Annotated in this window: 17 protein-coding genes; 11 read left to right on the top strand and 6 right to left on the bottom strand. The window is 39.3% G+C overall.

Going from position 1 to position 21,414, the window contains the following annotated elements; all coding sequences use genetic code 11:
- Positions 1 to 65 precede the first annotated feature (65 nt).
- Positions 66 to 2,657, bottom strand: a complete 2,592-nt coding sequence (locus NH454_RS07625) for a TonB-dependent receptor (protein WP_135924297.1) — start codon at positions 2,655 to 2,657, stop codon at positions 66 to 68.
- A gap of 586 nt (positions 2,658 to 3,243) precedes the next feature.
- Positions 3,244 to 3,660: a hypothetical protein gene (locus NH454_RS07620; protein WP_235382355.1), complete on the bottom strand. Its 417-nt coding sequence runs from the start codon at positions 3,658 to 3,660 to the stop codon at positions 3,244 to 3,246.
- Positions 3,661 to 4,004: 344 nt separating this feature from the next.
- Here NH454_RS07620 and ccoN point away from each other — a divergent pair, with 344 nt between their 5' ends.
- The 10 genes from ccoN (at position 4,005) to uspE (ending at position 12,931) form a co-directional block, all read left to right on the top strand.
- Complete coding sequence (gene ccoN, locus NH454_RS07615) at positions 4,005 to 5,438, top strand: cytochrome-c oxidase, cbb3-type subunit I (RefSeq protein WP_036967883.1); 1,434 nt, start codon at positions 4,005 to 4,007, stop codon at positions 5,436 to 5,438.
- A 12-nt stretch (positions 5,439 to 5,450) separates the two neighbouring features.
- Entirely contained in the window at positions 5,451 to 6,125 is a 675-nt protein-coding gene (ccoO, locus tag NH454_RS07610) for a cytochrome-c oxidase, cbb3-type subunit II (protein ID WP_135924295.1), read from the top strand.
- Positions 6,126 to 6,130: 5 nt separating this feature from the next.
- Positions 6,131 to 6,316: a cbb3-type cytochrome c oxidase subunit 3 gene (locus NH454_RS07605; protein ID WP_054561331.1), complete on the top strand. Its 186-nt coding sequence runs from the start codon at positions 6,131 to 6,133 to the stop codon at positions 6,314 to 6,316.
- Entirely contained in the window at positions 6,313 to 7,278 is a 966-nt protein-coding gene (ccoP, locus tag NH454_RS07600; protein ID WP_135924294.1) for a cytochrome-c oxidase, cbb3-type subunit III, read from the top strand. Before NH454_RS07605 ends, ccoP begins: the two co-directional genes overlap by 4 nt.
- Positions 7,279 to 7,427: 149 nt before the next feature.
- Positions 7,428 to 7,919 carry a FixH family protein gene (locus NH454_RS07595; protein ID WP_138558550.1) on the top strand — a complete coding sequence of 164 codons (492 nt, stop codon included), beginning with the start codon at positions 7,428 to 7,430 and terminating at the stop codon, positions 7,917 to 7,919.
- 9 nt (positions 7,920 to 7,928) lie between these two features.
- Positions 7,929 to 10,304 (top strand): heavy metal translocating P-type ATPase, encoded by a 2,376-nt coding sequence (locus tag NH454_RS07590; RefSeq protein WP_138558551.1) that lies wholly within the window; start codon positions 7,929 to 7,931, stop codon positions 10,302 to 10,304.
- Positions 10,301 to 10,468, top strand: a complete 168-nt coding sequence (gene ccoS / locus NH454_RS07585; RefSeq protein ID WP_054553052.1) for a cbb3-type cytochrome oxidase assembly protein CcoS — start codon at positions 10,301 to 10,303, stop codon at positions 10,466 to 10,468. The genes NH454_RS07590 and ccoS overlap by 4 nt, the downstream gene beginning before the upstream one ends.
- Positions 10,461 to 11,132 (top strand): sulfite exporter TauE/SafE family protein, encoded by a 672-nt coding sequence (locus tag NH454_RS07580; RefSeq protein ID WP_235382354.1) that lies wholly within the window; start codon positions 10,461 to 10,463, stop codon positions 11,130 to 11,132. The genes ccoS and NH454_RS07580 overlap by 8 nt, the downstream gene beginning before the upstream one ends.
- Before the next feature lie 38 nt (positions 11,133 to 11,170).
- On the top strand, positions 11,171 to 11,905 hold the full coding sequence (locus NH454_RS07575) for an FNR family transcription factor (protein WP_135924290.1): 735 nt from the start codon (positions 11,171 to 11,173) through the stop codon (positions 11,903 to 11,905).
- 102 nt (positions 11,906 to 12,007) lie between these two features.
- The gene (gene uspE, locus NH454_RS07570) at positions 12,008 to 12,931 is read left to right on the top strand and encodes a universal stress protein UspE (protein ID WP_135924289.1); all 924 of its coding nucleotides are present in this window, start codon (positions 12,008 to 12,010) and stop codon (positions 12,929 to 12,931) included.
- 64 nt (positions 12,932 to 12,995) lie between these two features.
- Here the strand turns inward: uspE and ttcA are convergent, their stop codons facing one another.
- The 4 genes from ttcA to NH454_RS07550 all read right to left on the bottom strand — a co-directional run bounded on the left by ttcA (position 12,996) and on the right by NH454_RS07550 (position 19,806).
- Positions 12,996 to 13,889 (bottom strand): tRNA 2-thiocytidine(32) synthetase TtcA, encoded by an 894-nt coding sequence (gene ttcA, locus NH454_RS07565; protein ID WP_235382353.1) that lies wholly within the window; start codon positions 13,887 to 13,889, stop codon positions 12,996 to 12,998.
- A gap of 191 nt (positions 13,890 to 14,080) precedes the next feature.
- Entirely contained in the window at positions 14,081 to 16,384 is a 2,304-nt protein-coding gene (locus NH454_RS07560; RefSeq protein WP_253038666.1) for an ATP-binding protein, read from the bottom strand.
- 9 nt (positions 16,385 to 16,393) lie between these two features.
- Entirely contained in the window at positions 16,394 to 17,662 is a 1,269-nt protein-coding gene (locus tag NH454_RS07555) for an extracellular solute-binding protein (RefSeq protein WP_235382351.1), read from the bottom strand.
- 125 nt (positions 17,663 to 17,787) lie between these two features.
- Complete coding sequence (locus tag NH454_RS07550) at positions 17,788 to 19,806, bottom strand: ATP-binding protein (RefSeq protein ID WP_253038664.1); 2,019 nt, start codon at positions 19,804 to 19,806, stop codon at positions 17,788 to 17,790.
- 224 nt (positions 19,807 to 20,030) lie between these two features.
- On the opposite strand from NH454_RS07550, the gene NH454_RS07545 reads away from it, so the two are divergent.
- Positions 20,031 to 21,317: a diguanylate cyclase gene (locus NH454_RS07545; protein WP_135924285.1), complete on the top strand. Its 1,287-nt coding sequence runs from the start codon at positions 20,031 to 20,033 to the stop codon at positions 21,315 to 21,317.
- Positions 21,318 to 21,414 lie beyond the last annotated feature (97 nt).

The following is a 21,414-nucleotide window of genomic DNA, read 5'->3' as shown; positions in this document are numbered from 1 at the left end:
TGATAAGCTTTCAGACAATAAAAAAGCCCCGTAAAACGGGGCTTTAATAATCATTTCAAACTAGATTAGAACTTAACGTTCACACCAGCGAAGAAACGACGACCTAGTACATCGTATGTGTACGGGTCAGTGTTTGAGTCATTGTTACCTGAGTAGTAAGGTGCTTGCTTATCGAATAAGTTGTTAACACCTGCAGAGAATGACACTGTGTCGTTCATGATGTATGAACCACTGATGTCGTGGTATACAACAGTACCAACGCTTGGTACTAGACACTCGCTGTCGTCAGCAAGACATGCATAGCTGTCTAGGCCGTCGATCATACGTGCTTGGTATTGTGCATCCCAGTTGTCGCCAGACGCGTTAAGAGTGAAGTTAGACTTAACTTTCGCGTAGCTACCGATACCAGAAGTTACAAGACCTGTGTAATCGATTGTGCTTGTGCCTGAATCAACGATGTACTCATCAAGGATAGTTACATCAAGACCTGTGCGCCAGTTAAGACCTGCAGCTTCAAATGCATACTTGAAGTTTACGTCGTAACCTTTAGTCGATTCGTTACCAATGTTTTGTAATTGGTTGTTGAAGCTAATACGACCAGTGCTTTGGTTGAAGTTGATTGCAGAAGACTGACAAAGTGCAGTATCTTGGTTTTTGTATGAACCTGTAGCAGCGTCAAGACAGTTCTCAACGATGTATTGGTTGTTTACGCTTGAAATTGAGTTTTCGATTTCGATTTCATAGTAGTCAACAGTCATTGAGAAACCATCTAACCACTCTGGAGCGTATACGAAACCAGCTGTTACTGTATCAGCAAGCTCTGGCGTTAATTGGTCATTACCACCCACAGTTACTTCAGCTTGGTCTTGAGCGCCAGGGAAGTTAACTTGTTCGAATGAAGGTGATTTACCTTGGTAAAGCTCAGATACTGTAGGAGCACGGAATGCAGTTGAACGAACAGCACGTAGCATTAGTTCGTCGTTTACACGCCAAGTTAAACCTAGTTTCCAAGTCTCATCTGAACCAAATGTGCTGTAATCAAATGCACGTACAGCTGCGCTTAAGTCAACCATTTGTGCAAATGGTGCATCAGCTAGAAGTGGAACAGCAAATTCTACGTATGCTTCGTTAACGTCGAAACGACCACCTGTTGGTTCAACACGTGGGTCATTTGCAAGACCTTGTGAAGTTAGTGAATCTGGAACGTACCATGCTTTTTCTTCACGACGTTCGATACCCGCTGCGAAACCAACGTAACCAGCAGGAAGTTCCATTACTTCACCATTAAGGCCAGCTGAAAGAACTAATAATTGGCTACCACCTGAGTTGTTTTCAGTGTAGTTGTACTGTGCAAGGTTGCCAGCAGACCAGTCAGCTTGGTTTAGTGGGTTAAACTCACCTTCACCGATTGCATCTTGGATTGAACCCATGTTTAGAAGGTTTGTTGCACGGTCAACTGAATCGTTACGACCGAATACTACTGAAGTATCCCAGCCCCAACCGTTGTCGAATGAACCGTCTAGACCGATTACTGCGCGTACTGTGTCAACTACTTGCTCATAACCACGAGGACCTACGTCTGTCATACGACGACCGTAAGAGATGTCTTCTCCGTCAGCAACACCATGAGAAAGAAGTGAATCACCCATAGTTTCTGCATCGTATTTGAAGTCAAACCATACTGGCTGTGGAGCCATTTGTTGAGTTGACCAACGCTTAGAGTAAGTGAATTCAGACACTAGACGCGTTTCATCAGTTACGTCAAAGTGGCCGATACCTGTAAGGTTTAAACGACGCATTGGCGTGTATAGGTAGCTTGTTGCTGAGTAGTTGTATGCATCACCAGCAGCAGTGAAATCATGCCAACCACCATCTGCTTGACCTTGAAGGTCTGCATTTTCAGCCCAAACGTGGCCGAAAGGTGTATAAGAAGAACCACCACAGTAGAAGCTACCGTTGTCGTAATCTTCTTCGATAGGACAATCAGAGAAATCACGATCTGCTTGAGAAGCATCACCACGGTCAGTGTATTGTAAACCGATTACAACGTTACCACGGTCAAAGCTTGAACCCATTGTGATATCGAAAGACGTTTCGTCTGCATCGCCTTCACCAGTGATAGCACCGTTAAGGTTCATGTCTAGACCTTCGAAGTCGTCTTTTAAGATGATGTTAACAACACCCGCTACCGCGTCAGTACCGTATACAGCAGATGCGCCGTCTTTTAGTACTTCAACTTGCTTAATCATTGATACTGGGATTGTATTTAAGTCAACAGTAGATGCAGCACCAGTACCAGAGTTGATCATACGACGACCATTTACTAGTACTAGAGTACGTTGTGCACCAAGACCACGTAGGTCAACACGTGCGTTACCACCTGAACCGTTGTTAACAGCAGGGTTGGTCATTGCACCGCTTGCTGCAGTCATTTTTTGTAAAACGCCATCGATGCTTGATGCACCCATTGCTTTGATGTCATCTGCACCAATTAATGTTACAGGACTAGACGTCTCCATATCGGTACGCTTAATGCGAGAACCTGTAACTTGAATCTTTTCGATTGAATCTGCCGCATCTTCAGCAGCTAATACTTGCATGCTTGAGAACATTGGGATTGCTGATACAACAGCTAAACCAAGAATTGATTTTTTCATGTGAAAACCCTACTTGTTGGAAATTTACCTTAGTTAGGTAGCGCTCGTTATTATTCGAATCACGAGTCAGCGGCAGGCAACTTAGGCTCAGTTAACTGAACGAAAACTGAATGATAGAACAATAAAAAAACAGCCTAAATTTCTAGTTTCCAATTGGGGTAATAAGGTTTCACGATGTATCAATGTTAACAGAAAAAAACACTATAAAATCAGATTTCTACAATACTTTACAACCAAAAAAAATACGATTGAAATCAATTGCACGAACTTTGTAATCAAGTGTAACTAGGGCCGTATTGAGGCTACAAATGAAATTTTTACAACTTGATCACACATCGTTATAAAAACCGTAAAAGCTTGGTAAGACTGCTAACCATAGTTATTCACTAAAATTAACTAATTAGACAAAGTTAGTCGGTTAATCGCTGTATTGGAGGACGTTTTTTTAGATTTGTTCCAAAACTTTGTGGTTTTCTTGGAATAAGTTAGTTAAATGGCGTCGATTTGTAGGAAAACTAATTTGATGGTGTGTATCACTTAGTCAAATAAACAGTTACTTGGTGATACACATATAAATGTTGCGATATTAAGGTTGGATAGAATCGAAATAATAAAAAAGCGTGTGTGTTTTGTTACTAGCATCTTGATAGGTCACGGTCATCTTCCATGTCATGACGGGTTCTGAACACGCCCCTACCATTGTATTAGCAGTCCATATTTGTTCAGTGTTAGTAAACTGAACTGGGATGAACCCCATATACATAGATACACCTTCAAGTTTAGCTGAGGGATTTTTGGCATCATCTGGCAACTTCAAGTTAATTGTAAAAGGGGTTTCTGGGCTAACTTTAGAATTACTTAACCAAACTTCTACATTATTAGTAAATTGACATCGGCTATTATTTTCACAGCTTGTACTTGCGCTACCCTCTTCTATACTTTGGTAATCACACGCAGCAGTAAAAATACTGATCAGGAAAACTGGGAGTAAACTAATTCTCACTTTCTTTGCCTGTATAAAATAAAAGCGGATACTAGTCAGGTCATAGATAAAAGACAACTATGCTCGATGGAATAAGCTAATAAAAATACAATCACTGACAAAAAATAACCAACAAAACATCAAAAATTGATTGATGTCATAATTTTATGCAATTGACCTATCTTTTTTAGGTCAAAAATTTTATCATTTCCATCGCAAAAATAAGGGTTTCTCGAGTTTGTTTTCTGAAGCTAACACCTTTTAGCTAGCTTTAGGTAACACACTTGTGAAGTAATAGTAGGCCCCACTTTTATCAAGTGGGTAATTCATTTCTAAAACGCATTAATTGCAGCGGAAGCCAGAAAATGAGCCAAACAGTAGCATCACAAACTGAGTACAATTATAAAGTTGTACGCCAATTCGCTATTATGACAGTGATTTGGGGCATCGTTGGCATGAGTGTTGGGGTTCTGATTGCTGCCCAATTAGCTTGGCCAGCACTTAACTTTGATACACCATGGTTAACTTACTCTCGACTACGTCCGTTACATACGAACGCAGTAATTTTCGCATTTGGTACAAGTGCTCTTTTTGCGACGTCTTATTACGTCGTACAACGTACGTGTCAAACGCGCCTTTTCTCAGATAAACTAGCAGCCTTCACCTTCTGGGGTTGGCAACTTGTTATCGTACTTGCAGCGATCACCTTACCTTTAGGTATCACAAGCTCAAAAGAATACGCAGAACTTGAATGGCCAATCGATATTCTTATCGCCGTTGTTTGGGTTACATACGCAGTTGTATTCTTCGGTACGCTAATCAAGCGTAAAGTATCGCACATCTATGTTGCGAACTGGTTCTACGCTGGTTTCATTATTACTGTTGCCGTTTTACACATTGTAAACAGCATGGCAATTCCAGTTTCACTTACTAAATCATACTCTATCTACGCAGGTGCTGTAGATGCAATGGTTCAGTGGTGGTACGGTCACAACGCTGTTGGTTTCTTATTAACTGCTGGTTTCTTAGGTATGATGTACTACTTCGTACCAAAACAAGCAGGTCGCCCTGTTTACTCTTACCGTTTATCGGTAGTTCACTTCTGGGCACTTGTTTCTTTATATATCTGGGCAGGTCCTCACCACCTACACTACACTGCGCTTCCAGACTGGACGCAAAGCTTAGGTATGGTTATGTCAGTTATCCTATTCGTTCCATCTTGGGGTGGTATGATCAACGGTATCATGACGTTATCAGGTGCATGGCATAAACTACGTACTGACCCAGTACTTCGTTTCTTAGTTGTTTCTCTATCTTTCTACGGTATGTCTACGTTCGAAGGCCCAATGATGGCTATTAAGTCTGTTAATGCGCTTTCACACTACACTGACTGGACTGTAGGTCACGTACACTCAGGTGCACTAGGTTGGGTTGCAATGATTTCTATCGGTGCTATCTATCACCTAATCCCTGCACTATTCTCACAAGGCCGTATGTACAGTGTTAAACTAGTTAACACGCATTTCTGGTTACACACTGTGGGTGTTGTTCTATACATCGTAGCAATGTGGATCTCAGGTGTAATGCAAGGTCTAATGTGGCGTGCAGTGAACTCAGACGGTACGTTAATGTACAGCTTTGTACAGTCATTAGAAGCTTCGTATCCGTTCTATATCATGCGTTTCCTAGGCGGTGTTTTCATCGTAACAGGTATGCTAATTATGGCTTACAACGTTTATCGTACTATTGCTGCGAAGAAAGATTCGCTTCAATTAGACGCTGACGCACAATTAGCATAATGGAGTAGCACGATGAGCAATAATAATTCACAAAACAAACACGAAATAGTCGAAAAGAACGTTGGCCTTATGGCTATCTTGACTGTTTTTGCTATCAGCTTTGGTGCATTGGTAGAGATTACACCACTTATGTTCCAAGACGATACGACTAAACCTGTTGATGGCTTACGCCCTCTTACAGCGTTAGAAATGGAAGGCCGCGATATCTATGTACGTGAAGGTTGTTACAACTGTCACTCACAAATGATTCGTCCTTTCCGTGACGAGGTTGAGCGTTATGGTCACTACTCTGTAGCTGGTGAGTCAGTATGGGATCACCCATTCCAATGGGGTTCTAAGCGTACTGGTCCTGACCTAGCTCGTGTTGGTGAGCGTTACTCAGACGATTGGCACCATGCTCACTTAATGGACCCACGTGCTGTGGTTCCTGAGTCAAACATGCCAGCGTTTCCTTGGTTAGATGAAAACAGAGTCGATACAACCCATACTCTTAAAAAGCTTCAAATATTCCGTGATAGCTTCGGAATTGATAAATCAAGCGACCGTTACGACGGTAAAGGTTATGGTAGCGACGAAGAGTTAAAAGCTGACATTGCGAAAATTGAAGCCATGAACGATGGTAAAGGCGCGACTGAAATGCAAGCTCTTATCGCTTACTTACAACAGCTTGGCACACACTTGAAGTAATTATTATGGATTACGGAACATACAGAGGCATTTTAACTCTGGTAATTTTAGTACTGTTTATTGTGATTGTTGTATGGGCATACAGCAAGCGTAGCAAAAGTCGATTTGATAATGCTGCTAATGCCATATTTGAAGATGAAAAAAAACACAACAACACAATCTCTAACGAGGAAAAGGAGTCTGAGAAATGACTAGCTTTTGGAGTATATGGGTTATTGTATTAACCCTTGCGTGTCTTGCTATCATCTTCGGCCTACTTCTGTGGAACTTGAAAAACTACACAGGTGTTAAAGAAGGCGAAAGCTGTGGTCACGAATTTGATGGCATTGAAGAACTAAACAACCCACTACCAAAATGGTGGACTTACATGTTCTTCGCGACATTTGTATGGTCTGTTTATTACCTTGCAGCTTACCCAGGTTTAGGTAATTGGGAAGGTTTAGGTAAATGGACAAGTTCTAACCAAGGTATTACTTCTCTAGCTGAGTCTAAAGAAGCAACTGAACAAGCATTAGCTAATGGTGAGAACGTTCAATTAGACCAAGAGTTTATTGCAGCAGATGAGCGTTTTGGCCCAATCTTTGAGTCGTACGCGAAACAAGATATTGAAGCACTTGTAAAAGACGAAAAAGCGCTTGAGATTGGTCAACGTTTATTCTCTCAAAACTGTGCTCAGTGTCATGGTTCAGATGCACGTGGTGGTTTAGGCTTCCCTAACCTAACTGATAAAGATTGGTTATATGGTGGTACGCCAGACAAAATCAAAGAAACACTTCTTTATGGTCGTGTTGCTGCGATGCCACCTTGGGGTGATGCACTTGGTGAGCAAGGTATTAAAGAAATGACTGCTCACGTACTAAGCTTATCTGGCCGTACTGTAAACCAAAAAGATGCCGAAGCAGGTGCTGCGAAGTTCGCAATGTGTGCAGCGTGTCACGGTGCTGACGGTAAAGGTTCAGTTGCACATAACTTACCATTTGGTGCACCTAACCTAACTGATAACATCTGGTTGTATGGTGGCTCTAAACGTGCTGTTGAAGAAACACTTAGAAATGGCCGTGCAGGTGTAATGCCAGCATGGAAGGACATTCTAGGTGAAGATAAAGTACACCTATTAACAGCGTACGTTTACAGCTTATCGCAAGATAAATAACCACGTCGTTAATAAAATGTATAAACAATTAATCTTTTAATTCAATAGATTAATTAAGATCAAAAAAGCCTCCATCTGGAGGCTTTTTTTTAGTCTTTTGCTTTTAGATCCGATAAAATGCGTACAACATTTTTTAAGGTATAAGTACTATGAAACCGACTCCTTGGTATAAAAACTTTTGGCCATGGTTTTTAATCTCCTTCCCGCTTGCTGCAATTATCGGCTGTTTTGGTCTAATTTATATGGCTATTGGCAATGGCCCTGATATGGTTGTTGATGACTACTATAAAAAAGGCAAGGCAATTAACCTTGAACTCAGTAAATTCAATAAAGCCAAAGCACTATATCTACATGGTGATTTAGACGTAACTGATGATAAAGTTAGCTTTAAGTTTACTAAAGGTGATGCAAGCCAAGTTCACTCTTTAAAAATGTCATTTTATCATCGCACCATTAAAGCCAACGACTTCAATGTTAGTTTAATGAAAAACGCTCATGGTGACTTTACAGCCCTACTCGACACTCACGTTGACGGTGCATACACAGTGTTTATTGAACCTATCGATAATAGTTGGAAGTTAAAAGAAGACATTACTCTTCCTACTGATAAAACAATTTCGATTAGCCCTGAATATAAGTAGTAAACTCAAATGTCCGATAATTGCTTTCATTGTCTTGAAAGTGTGCCAAAAGGCTTTAATGCGACTGTCGAAATAGACGGTAAGGCACAACCTATGTGTTGTATTGGTTGCCAAACGGTTGCTGAGAATATCGTCGCCCAAGGCATGACCGATTACTATAAGTTTAGAACTGTGCGCTCTGGTAAAGTAGAACAACTTGTTCCAGAGCAGCTTGAGTTAATTAAGAGTTACGATAACGAAGATATACAAGATGAGTTTATTTCAGCCACAAATGACTTATCAGAAGTGCTTCTTACCGTCGAAGGTATCACCTGTGCTGCCTGTGCTTGGTTAATCGAGAAACAATTACTCAATTTAAAAGCAATTAAGCGTGTGGATGTAAATACATCGACTAATCGTGCGATGATCCAATGGGATAAATCGGTTACTCCACTTAGCCAAATTATCACCTCATTACACGAAATCGGCTATAAAGCTTACCCGTTTCAGGCTGATCTTGAAGCGAGTCAAAAACAACAAGCCGCTAAAGCCTATATCCGCCGATTAGGTGTTGCAGGTCTGATGACTATGCAAGTAATGATGTTCGCTTTTGCCATGTATTTTGGCATGTTCTCGGGCATGGAAGAAAACTTTGAACAGTATTTCCGCTGGATAAGCTTAGTTCTTGCTTCGCCGGTTATTTTATACAGCGCCCTGCCGTTCTTAACCAATGCAATTAATGGTTTAAAAGCCAAACAGCTCAATATGGACTTACCCGTATCTTTAGCGATTTTTGGTGCTTATGGTGCGAGCTGCTATGCCACATTAATGTCGGTTGGCGAAGTTTATTTTGAATCTATCTGTATGTTTACCTTCTTATTATTACTGGGTAAATATTTAGAATTTAGAGCCCGTTTAAAAGCCAGTGAATTTACTGCTAACTTACAAAAACTTTTGCCTTTAACTGCACGAATTATCAATAGCGATAATCAAGAATCAATTATTGCGGCTAAAAAGCTTAAATTAGGCGATGTTGTTTTAATTAAAGCAGGCGAAACCATTCCTGCTGATGGTGTTGTGATCAAAGGTAAAACAACTGTTGATGAAGCCATGATGACAGGCGAGCATCAGCCAGTTAATAAATTTATCAGCCATCAGGTTTACGCTGGTACTATTAACCACGATGGCGTGATCAGTATTGAGATCAACAAAATCGGCCAAAATACGCTGCTTAATCAAATTATTAAGTTACAACACACAGCATTAACCAAACGCCCTCGATTAGTTGAGATTACAGATAAAGTCGCGCAGTGGTTTGTTGCGTGTTTATTACTGTTTGCCTCCATTACAGCGATTGGCTGGTATCAAATAGACCCTGAGCATGCTTTTTGGGTTACTATTTCGGTGCTTGTTGCAACCTGCCCTTGCGCCCTTAGTTTAGCGATTCCAACTGCCCTAACCTGTGCCGTAGCCAGCCTTACAAAGCGTGGCATTTTAATTAAACAAGCCCATGTTTTAGAAACGCTACCACAATTAACAGATATCGCCTTCGATAAAACAGGTACTTTAACGCAGGGTCGTTTCACTATTGAGCGTGTTGAAATGGTCAGCAGCCATTATAGTGAAGCTGATGCATTACGATTAGCAGCGCAACTTGAAAGCTTCTCAGAACACCCAATTGCTAATGCGTTTGCAACTTACAACGACACGGTTAACCCTATCGAAAATGTCACAATCGAACCGGGTAAAGGTATTACAGCAGAGCTTAATAAACAGCACCTAGCGATAGGTAAAAGCGGCTGGTTTGATACCGAAAAAGCAGATGCACAAGCAACCTTGTATGTCGATAAACAAGTAGTTGCGCGCTTTTATCTCGCCGATAGCTTACGTAACAACGCAGAAAAACTAATCACAGAGCTGCACTCTCAACAAATAAAGTGTCACATGTTAACGGGTGATGCATCAAACAGTGGTGAGCGAATCGCAAAACAGTTAAATTTAGATACCGTGCATGCAGCATGTAGCCCTCGCGACAAACAAACTCATGTTGAAGCACTCGCAAACAAAGGCGCCATCGTTGCCATGGTGGGTGATGGAGTCAATGATAGCCCAGTATTTGCCAGTGCCCATTTATCTATTGCAATGGAAACAGGCGCTGATATTTCCAAAAACAGTGCTGATGTGGTATTACTCAATAGTGATCTAACCGCCATCGAGCATTTGCTCACAGTGTCGAAAAAGACGCGCCGTATTGTTAAGCAAAACTTGGCACTATCACTTATTTACAATGGTTCGATTTTACCACTGGCAGCCCTTGGGCTTGTTGCTCCTTGGATGGCCGTCATCGGTATGTCTGCAAGCTCCATTTTGGTTATTACCAACTCATTAAGGTTATTAAAACTATGAGTATCATCTACATGCTTATCCCGATTGCCATATTATTTGTGCTAATTGCTATTGGGGTGTTCTTTTGGGCTGTAAAGAGCGAACAATTTTCTGATTTAAACAAACAGGGCCACAGTATCCTGTTCGAAGACGATAAAGAGCAGCACAACAAAAGTAATGATTGATCCGCTGTTTATTAGTGCATTTGTAATGGGTTTGCTAGGCAGTGGTCACTGTCTAGCTATGTGTGGTGGCATTGCCAGTAGTTTACAACTTGCTGCTAACAAAAACCGCGCAGTCAGTTTTTCTGTTGCTTATAATCTGGGACGTGCGCTTAGTTACATGATTGCTGGTGCCTTAGTCGCTGGAATTAGCAGCCGTTTTGCAGCGCAAAATACCACTATTTCTATAGCATTATCGTTTTTAAGTGGTATTTTTATGCTCCTCGTTGGGGTTTATATTATGCGCTTAGCGGCGACCCTACAGTGGTTAGAAAAACTAGGAAAAACCCTAGTATGGCAGCATTTAGCTAAGCTCAATCGTTATTTATTACCGGTCGATACAACACCTAAAGCCCTACTCTATGGCGCTTTATGGGGTTGGTTGCCCTGCGGATTAGTTTATTCAGCACTGACTTGGGCTCTCACCAGTCCATCAGCACTACATGGGGCTGGAGTAATGTTATTTTTCGCGTTAGGAACCTTTCCTGCGATGATAAGCGTAGGTCTAGTCAGTCAAAAAATACACGCTATTTTCAACCATGTTTGGACTAGGGTTATTCTAGGCAGCGTAATAATATGGTACGGTATATACTTATTAATTATAGCAACCGATAAGCTAGTTCATTAATCTTACGCGTTGTTAACTTATTTGAATGGATTTGATGTATGGACTTCTCACAAAACAAGTCAAAAGGCTTATGCACAATTAGCTGTAATAATTGCAGTATTAGCCAGCTATGTTTGCCATTTTCATTAAACGGTCAAGAAATGGATCGTCTCGATGAAATCATCGAGCGCAAAAAACCACTGCACAAAGGTGACTTTTTATTTGAGTCTGGTGAAAGCTTAAATGCGATATATGCGGTACGCTCAGGTTCGTTTAAATCTTACACGTTATCTGAGCAAGGCGATGAGCAAATTACTGGTTTTCATTTAGCTGGTGATTTAGTCGGTTTCGATGCAATTAACAAAATGGCTCATCAAAGCTTCTCGCAAGCACTTGAAACCTCAATGGTATGTGAAATTCCATTCGATACCCTCGATGATTTAGCAGGTAAATTACCAAAGCTACGCCAACAAATTATGCGTTTAATGAGTAATGAAATTAACTATGACCAAGAAATGTTATTGTTACTCAATAAAAAGTCAGCTGAAGAGCGCCTAGCGAGTTTTATCTATAATCTTGCAGAGCGTTTCGGTGAGCGCGGTTTTTCGCGTAAAGAATTCCGTTTAACCATGACACGTGGCGAGATCGGTAACTATTTAGGCCTTACTGTTGAAACAATTAGTCGCCTTTTAAGCCGCTTCCAAAAAGCTGGTTTTATTAAGGTTGAAGGTAAATTTATCACCATTTTGGACCAGCAAGCACTTGCAACAACAGCAGCGATTAAATGTAAGTAGAGTTTGATTTAAAGCAACTTTCTATTGTTTGCCCCTTTAACTGTTCTAAATTTAGGTTACACTCAAAGTACTACTTTTTGCGGAACAGTTAAGGAGCAGCACATGGACGCAATTAAACGAATTTTAGCAGTTATAGACCCAACCAAAGAGCAGCAACACAGTTTAAGTCGCTCAATTGATCTAGCCAAAAAATCTGGCGCGACCATCACCGCTTTCCTCAGTATCTACGACTTCTCTTACGAAATGACCACGATGCTTTCTGCTGATGAGCGTGAAGCGATGCGTGAGGCGGTAATCAAAGATCGCCAAGCATGGCTAGACGAGCAAATTGCACTTTATCCTGAGCTTACCATTGATAGCTGTGTTGTTTGGCATAACCGTCCTTACGAGGCAATCATTAATACTGTTATTAATGACGGCTATGATTTAGTCGTAAAAGGTACCCATCAACACGATACGCTTAAATCAGTTATCTTCACACCAACTGACTGGCACCTAATTCGCAAGTGCCCTGCTCCAGTTTTACTTGTTAAAGAAAAAGAGTGGCCAGCACAAGGTAATATTCTTGCAGCAGTGAACGCGGTAAGTGAAAACGAGCAACACCTTGAACTTAACAAACGTATTATTAATGATGCTCGCTTCATTTGTGATTTAGCGAATGCCACTCTTAACCTTGTGAATGCATACCCTGCAACTCCGGTTAACATTGCTATTGAAATTCCTGAGTTTAACCCGGGTGTTTATAACGAATCAGTTAAGAAACATCACTTTGAATCAACGCTTTCGTTAGCTGAAGGGTTTAATATTGATAAAGCTCATTGCCACATTGAAGAAGGCTTACCAGAAGATGTCATTCCTGATGTTGCTGCACGGTTAAACAGCGAATTAGTAGTGATTGGTACTGTCGGTCGCACGGGGTTAAGCGCGGCGCTTGTCGGTAACACTGCAGAGCATGTCATTGATAGTCTTGATTGTGATGTATTAGCGTTAAAACCAGACGGCTACGTCAGCCCTCTTGCTAAATAACATTTTTAAAATGCATTAAAAAAGCCCCAGTTCGGGGCTTTTTTTATATACAGTTTGAGGGTTTTTATATATTTGTTACATCGATAAATAATGATTCATCAATGTTTGTCGATGAGACCACCGCCTCGCTAAAGTCATAGCTTTCACGATTGCCTTCTCTATCAAGTGGTAAGTTTTCAAAATCAAATAAGTTTCTGTCTGCAAGCTGACTTGGGCTAACATTCTGTAAAGACTTAAAAATACTTTCAACACGACCCGGAGTTTTCTTATCCCACTCTGTCAGCATGGCTTTAATTGATTGACGCTGAAGGTTTTCTTGCGAGCCACACAAGTTACAAGGAATAATCGGGAAATCTTTATGCTCGGCGTATTTAATTAAATCTTTCTCACGGCAATATGACAACGGACGAATGACTACGTTACGTTCATCATCAGAGCGTAATTTTGGTGGCATCGCTTTTAATCGTGAACCATGAAACATATTTAAGAACATTGTCTCAACAATGTCATCCATGTGATGACCAAGTGCTAGTTTTGTCGCGCCAATTTTTTCTGCGAATGAATAAAGTGTGCCGCGACGAAGTCGTGAACACAGACCACACGTCGTCTTACCTTCTGGTACTTTTTCCTTTACTAGTGAGTAGGTATCTTTATCAACGATGTAATACGGGATATTTAGCGTTTCAAAGTAATCAGGCAAAATGTGCTCAGGAAAGCCTGGCTGCTTCTGATCAAGGTTTACCGCAATCACTTCAAATTTAATTGGCGCTGCTTTTTGTAAATTAAGCAAAATATCTAGCATCGCAAAAGAATCTTTACCACCACTGATACACGCCATAACAACATCACCGTCTTCAATCATGTTGTAATCAGTAATCGCGTTACCAACATGCCTTCTTAGACGCTTTTGAAGTTTATTAAATTCAAGAGTTTCTTTTCTAGTATCAGTTTGATTCATTTGCTCTGCTCATACAGGCTTTGCTAAGCCATGTTTCATAGTAAAAAGTTCGGCGTGGATTATACGGACTTTTTATACGAGTTGAAATGATTAGCTTGGGATTATTGTCGTTGTACTCTGCAACTTAATTTATATAAAAGCACAAACAAATCGAAAACAATACATTCGTATTTTACTGTATACACATAGGCTCACTTTGAGCAGGTATAATGCTCCTCTTGGCTGTCATCTGCTGGTGTGCACCACTTTAACAATACCTCTTTTAGAGATTCATACTTTATTGGTTTAGCAATGAAATCATTCATCCCAGCATCAAAACAGCGCTGCTTATCTGCACTTAATACATTAGCAGTCAATGCAATGATAGGTGTTGATTTAAAGGCTTCTTTCTCGCGTATTTTTATTGTTGCCTGAGGGCCATCTAAAACAGGCATTTGCATGTCCTTGAAAATAATATCAAATAACTGTTTCTCACATTGTAATATGGCTTGTTCGCCATCATTTGCTATTTTTATTGAGCTAATATTAAATTCATTTAGCATCGCTTCGATAACGACCTGATTGATTTCATTGTCTTCAACAATCAGAACATTTAGTCTTGAGAAATCAAAAGACTCATCTGGAAATTTCATCAGCGTTACCTCTTTTATATCAGCATGCTTAAAGCTCTGTTTTGCTACCATCTGAAAATAAAAACGTGAACCAACACCAGCTTCACTTTCAACATGTAAAGTTGTGCCCATCAAATTGAGTAACTTACTCGAAATAGCCAAACCTAACCCTGTACCACCAAAGCGACGTGTAATTGAGGCATCAGCTTGTGAAAAGGCTTCAAATAAATTACTCATGTGCTCTTTGACTATACCAATCCCAGTATCTATTACGTTAAACGTTAAGCTAAATTCATCATTACGTTGAGCAATTTCAACACTCAACGTCACATTACCCCGCTCTGTAAATTTAATTGCGTTACCAAGTAAATTAATTAGTACTTGTTTCAAACGCGTTTCATCTCCTAAGAAGATGGCCTCTTTGCCATCAGGGCTTGTTTCAATATTAAATTGAATATTCTTGCTATGTGCTTGTTCTAAAAATAGATGCTGGAGTTCATCTAACATACTGCTTAACTTAATTGGTTGAGATTCTAGCTCAATTTTAGAAGCCTCTATTTTACTTAAATCCAAAATATCATTAATAATCACTAATAAACTCGAACCAGAAGACTGAATAATAGCAAGCATCTTTGCCTGTTCTGTAGTGAGTGTTGTTCTACTCAATTGTCGAGCCATTCCTAAAATACCATTCATAGGAGTTCTTATTTCATGACTCATATTGGCGAGAAACTCTGATTTTACTTTTGTCGTGTGCTCTGCAACTTTTTTTGCTTCAGAAAGATCACGACTTAAAATACGAAAGCTATCTGCTGCGCTTGCAAGAACTCCAATTTCATCTTTACGGTTTAAATCATGTATTGGTGCCGATAAATCCCCTTCTAAAAAGCGTTGAAAACTGACAGTGAGCCTCTTGATGGCTTGAGATATTTGTAGATGAAAAAAAGCGGCAAGCGCTAACACATAAATAAACACGACAGCCGCCAGTGCTTTTAATATTTTTTCGGTTTTAGAAACTGTGATTTCCGCGTCTTTTTTGATCTGATTCAAATGGGCTAAAGAATTCTCTCTTAGCTTATTTGCTAGTGTACTAAACTCGATTGCATCCCCCGCCATTACAACATTTACCAAACTAAAGTAGTTGCGATTAGCCTGAATAGCTTTTGAAAAAGCGTTCTGATAAGTGCTCGCTAATGTCGCTGTTCTTATAATTTCACTCTGAACATCATCTTGTTGTGTCATAGCTAGATCATTATTAAGCCCAGATAACACTTGCAAAGCATTATTAACGGCAGTTCGTTTTGTATAGTCTTTTTTAGTTAAAAATTGATAGGCATCACGATGTAGCACATGCCACATATTGAGGCTTTCGGCGATGATCAACATTTGTTCGTTTGAAACAGCTAGCTTCTTTAGGTTTTCAAGATGAGTAACGGCCTCAAAATAAATGCTCGGAAGTTCAACTTCGATGAGCTCTGATCTAATTTCATATCGCTTCGTGAGCACACCTAAATTATCACTATATCTGTCGATTAACTCAGACATAGAGTCTAAATATACTTGGCTATCACTCTCATCTGATTTCAAGTTAACTTCATTTAAACGGCTTTTTACACTGTCGAAATTCTCTATGATTTTACTAAAAACAGCTTCACTTCCAGACGAGCCATAGACAGAGATATCTCTTTGCATTTCAACAATATCTTTGTTTATGCTTAAGATGCTTACTGCATAATTGCTTATACGGCTAATATCATTGAAAGACACTTCAATTGTTTTGAGGCGCTTGTTCATCACAACAAAGCTTATTCCCATGACTAATATCACCAGCATTAATGCAAGTAATACTTTAGCTGCCAGTGACTTAGAAATGATATTAATCAATTTAATTCCCTATGAGTTTAATAGCTCATACCACTTATCTAAGCTGTAATCATAATTAGGCATTACTGTATTCCAAACGGCAATATTCGAAAAACGCTTTATATAACTGCCACCATCTCGCATTTGGCCCGCTTTAACTGACACTTTTCCATCTGTACCTTGCAGGTCTATTGATGCAGCTTTTCCTTCATACCAATAATCCCATTCCGGCTTTGACATAAGCGGCTGACTGCGCTCGGGGTTAGAAATATAATAACCTTGGCGCGCAATAAATGCTCCAGGATAGCCAGATAACCACCAATTCATATACTCATATGCCGCATCTTTTACATGCCCTTGTGTATTTGAAGATAAGCACATAACCCCATGCCATGCACGGTACCCTTCTTTGGGAGAAGCATAGACAACAGGTATCCCCTGTCCTTTACATGCACTTACACCTGGAGAAAACATACTTTGAATATTGACCCGTTTCATTTTCATGAAATCTACAGACTGCGGAACAGACGTCCAAAAGCCAGCGAAATGACCTTGCCTTTTTTTCTCGAGTAGAATTGCAAATAGCTGATCTATTTCAGAAATACTCATATTGCCAATATCGTTGAAACGCATCAGTCCTTTGCCTTGAGCTGCTAAAGCTGCATCAAAGATTCCAATAGTGGGAGCATTCACTAAAGCCACTTTACCTTTGTTTTTTTCATCAAGTAACCAAGCCCATGACTCTGTTTCATAAGGAATACCTTGTTCTATAAAATTAGTGTTGTAGCCAAATGAATCAACATTATGGACATAAGGCATAAAACTAATTTGCTTTGTAGGTGTAGTTCCCAAGGAGCCATCGGCTTGAACATAAAGTAACTTGTTAGGTGAATCTCCGGCTCCTATGCTTGCTTCAGGTGTAATCTTGCCTGTTTTAGTCAAAGGGTTAATTTCTTGCCAATAGTTTAACCTATCAATATCTAATGGCTGTATTGCACCAGCTTGCCATAGTATGTTGATTGAATCAGACCATTGCTCATAGAGATCGAATGAATTTGGGTTTGCAGCTGCTTTTTGTAGTACAGCAGCACTGCCCATTGGGGTAAACTCAACATTAATGCCTAACTCACGCATTGCGCGTTGTCTGAGCTCTTCTTGTAATGTGACATGTGTCCCCATAACGCGCAAAGTGATTTGCTTTTTAGCAAAAACATAGGGGGCTTTAAACGCCAACGTTGATACCGCAGCACCTACGCTAAGAGTTTTCAAAAAGCGCCGACGATTTTGAGCATGATTCATTACATTACCCCAAATTTTTATATACATTAAGTATAGGTTAAATTTGAAGATAGCCTAAACTTAGGCAATCGCAATGTATTGTTAGGGTTAGGGATATAAGTATAAAATTGCTTTAAACCTTATGTTTAAAGCGCTAAATGTCCTTTTGCTGCAATAATGGATTGTTCAATTGCCGTATTTTTAACAGGCTTTGATACAAACAAATCCATCCCCGCTTTTTTACAGGCGGCTTTATCATCTGCAGAAGTATTCGCAGTTAATGCAATTATAAACGTTTTATTTTCAGGACAAATACCATTAGCTCTCAGATAACGTGTTGCTTCTAAACCGTCAAGTTCAGGCATTACGCAATCCATAAATATCAAATTGTAGTTATTTTGTTTGCATTTATTGATCGCATCGACGCCATCACATGCAAAGTCTGCAGTTAAGCCTAATTTTTCTAAATGGGCTTTCAAGACTAACCGGTTAATCTGATTATCATCAACGACCAAAATAGCGAGAGGAAGAGTTGTAAAATCAATATTACTTACATCTTGTTGTTGATGGCTTTGAGGTTGACCTTTTTCTAGAGGAAGTTTAATTTCAAAACAACTGCCTTTTCTATGTTCGCTCTTCACCTCAACTGTGCCACCCATATAATCAATTAGCTCTTTAACTATTGCTAGGCCAAGCCCTGTACCGCCTTTTTTTCGATCTTTACTTATCTCTTGTGTAAAGGGTGAAAATAGCGACTTCATAAAGTTTTCAGTCATTCCAATCCCTGAATCAGTGACTTTAAAAGACAGAAGCACTTTATCATTGAGCTCTTTAGCACTGGCAGTTAACGTTACCTCACCTTGCTCAGTAAACTTAAGTGCATTACTCAACAAGTTCGAGACTATTTGTGTAATGCGAGTATTGTCACTGAATGTCCAACACTCATCACTGATATCAATCGTCGCATCAAAGCTAAGGTTACTTTGTTGATACAAAGGAGAATACAAAGAAACAATATCAACAAAAATGGTTTTCAATAAGAAGTGACTAGGTTCAAGCTTAAGTTCGCCGTGATTAATTTTTGAAAAATCCAACACTTCATTAATAATATTCAGCAAAATATCTGCACTACGCAACGCTATTTTGAGTTTCTCTTCACGCTTTTGCTCTGATTTTTCATACAACAAAGTCGTTAACATGCCTGTAATACCATTGAGCGGAGTACGAAGTTCATGGCTTATTTTGGCAAGCAAAATGCTTCTATCTTCAAGTGTACGTTCTGCATCAGCTTTTTGTTTTTTAAGCTCTTCACGTAGCAGTACCGACTTAGTAACATCTTGAAAAGTACCAATTATCCGAACACACGCCCCCTCTTTAAATTCAGCTTTTCCGACTGTTGATACCCATATAGGGTTGCCTTTAGCTGTTATCAATTCAATTTCAATATTCCAATCTTTACCTTGCTCAATAGCTTCTTTGACAACTTTTTCAATGGCTTGGCGGCTTTCGCCTTGTTTGTAAAATTGAATAGCATTCTCGAGATCGGGCTTGAAATCTTCAGGGACTTCATGAATAACTTTAGTTTGCTTACTCCAGTAAAGATGATTGGTGATTAAATCTAGCTCCCAAGAGCCAATTTTTGCCACCTCTTCAACTTGTGCAAGCATAGAGTTCTTTTTAATTAATTTTTCTGATGATAAATTACGAGCAAACTCATTGCCCAACCATTGAGCAAAAAGTTCAACATAATCATGCGCCTCTTCTGTGAATGGTGCTGTAGATTGTGCCGCTGAAAAGTTAACCGTACCAAACACGCTTTTACCAATGTGGATAGGCGCACCAATATAAGATTCTAATTGGAAGTTCTTGTAGCAAGGGTGTTCAGCTATGTAGCTCTGTGATGCATGGTTAAATGATAATGCTTTATCTGCAGCTAATGTATGTGAACAATAGGTTCCTGCTACATCAAACTGAGACCCAACAGGGATCGCATCGTTTGGAGAAACCACGTGAATAACTGTATATACTTGTTCTTCAACACGACTCACAATTGCAAAATCAAGATTGAATATCGCTAAGCCAAAATGCAGCAATTGCGCCACTTTATCATCAAAATTAGTTTGCTGATTCGATACAATATCGTGAAATTGGCGCAGAAAGTTCACAGTCACTCCTTGTCATTTTTAAGCTGCGATTTTTAAGTTTTTAGCATACCAGTAAAATAGCTATTACACACTTTAAAACTTAGAATATAGAACTAAGATAATAACATTTAGCAACCCAAAAACATTATTAGTAGCCTTTGTTTTTATTATAAATTGGTAAAAGCCCGCATCTTAAACAATACTTTATACTTAAAAAATATAACTTTCTTGTCGTTGGTTTTTCTATGTCGCTTAGAACCCAGTTTTTAGCTTTACTAATACTATTGCTTTTATTGGTTACCACTAACACTGTTTTAGTTATGCTTTTAGATAAAGAAGGCAGGCAAAAGCACGAGGCAGTTGATCATACACACGAAATAATTGACGAATCAGAAAAACTTTACACCCAAATAGTTCATGCCGAAACAGGCCAGCGTGGTTATCTTCTTACACAAAATACATCTTATTTAACGCCCTACTACGACGGTATAAAAAAAGCAAAAACACACTTTTTAACCCTGACTAAAATTACAATACATCAGCGAGAGCAGCAAGAAAAACTATCTCAACTTGATGTTTTAATAAATAAAAAGTTTGACGAGTTAGATTTAACTATTAATTTAGTGATGCAAAACAGTCCCTCTGCAATCCAAGCAGCAATGGAGGTTGTACAAAGCAACGAAGGGAAAGAGTACATGGAGCAAATTCGCAAATTAATTTCTGAATTTCAAAATATACAACGTGAAAAGTTAGATATAGAGATGTCAGATTTTCAACAACACAGTTTGTTGTTAACGTATCTAATTTCAATTCAAATTCCACTGCTTATTTTATTATGCGTTTTTTCAGCAGTTTTTATTAATAAAAAACTCTTCATTCCGTTAAAGCAATTACTGCATATTACTGAACAATTAGAAAAAGGAGATAAACCTAACGTAAGTATTGTTTACAGGCATGATGAAATAGGTCACCTCCTTAAACGATTTCAACGTATGAGCAATATCATCCATAAACGAACTAAAAGATTAAATTTTCAAGCAAAACACGACCATTTAACAGGTGCTCTTAACCGCTCAGACCTAGAACCCCATTTACGCCAGGCCATTAATACTTGTTCAGTAGACAACAAACTGGCACTAATTTTTATTGATATAAATAAATTCAAACAATTAAACGATAATTATGGTCATAGTATTGGTGACAAGGTGTTAATTGAAACAGCAAAACGTATCAGCTCTACTTTTCGAGCCGATGACGCCATCTACCGTTATGGTGGAGATGAATTTATCATCATCGTAGAAAACATCTCAAAGATTGAATATATAGAACCTATGCTTAATCATTTATTAAAGAGTTTTGAAGTCTGTTTTGAAATAGAACAACATACTTTTGACATCGATTTAAGTATTGGTGTTGCTCTCGCTCCTGATCATAGTGACGATTGGAAAACGTTAATCAACCTAGCAGATAAAGCAATGTATAACGCAAAATTAAGCCACAACGCCTCATATTGTATTCATGGTCAAGCTTGAATGAAAAACTAATCGATTCAGCTACTTTTTACGTATAGTTTGCAAATATCATCATCACTATGTATAAAAAATAGACCAACTGTCTTCTAAGGTGTCA

The sequence above is a fragment of the Pseudoalteromonas sp. Ps84H-4 genome, from assembly GCF_024124645.1.
Taxonomy (GTDB): Bacteria; Pseudomonadota; Gammaproteobacteria; order Enterobacterales; family Alteromonadaceae; genus Pseudoalteromonas; species Pseudoalteromonas lipolytica_C.
This window is presented reverse-complemented; position numbering and strand designations above follow the sequence as displayed.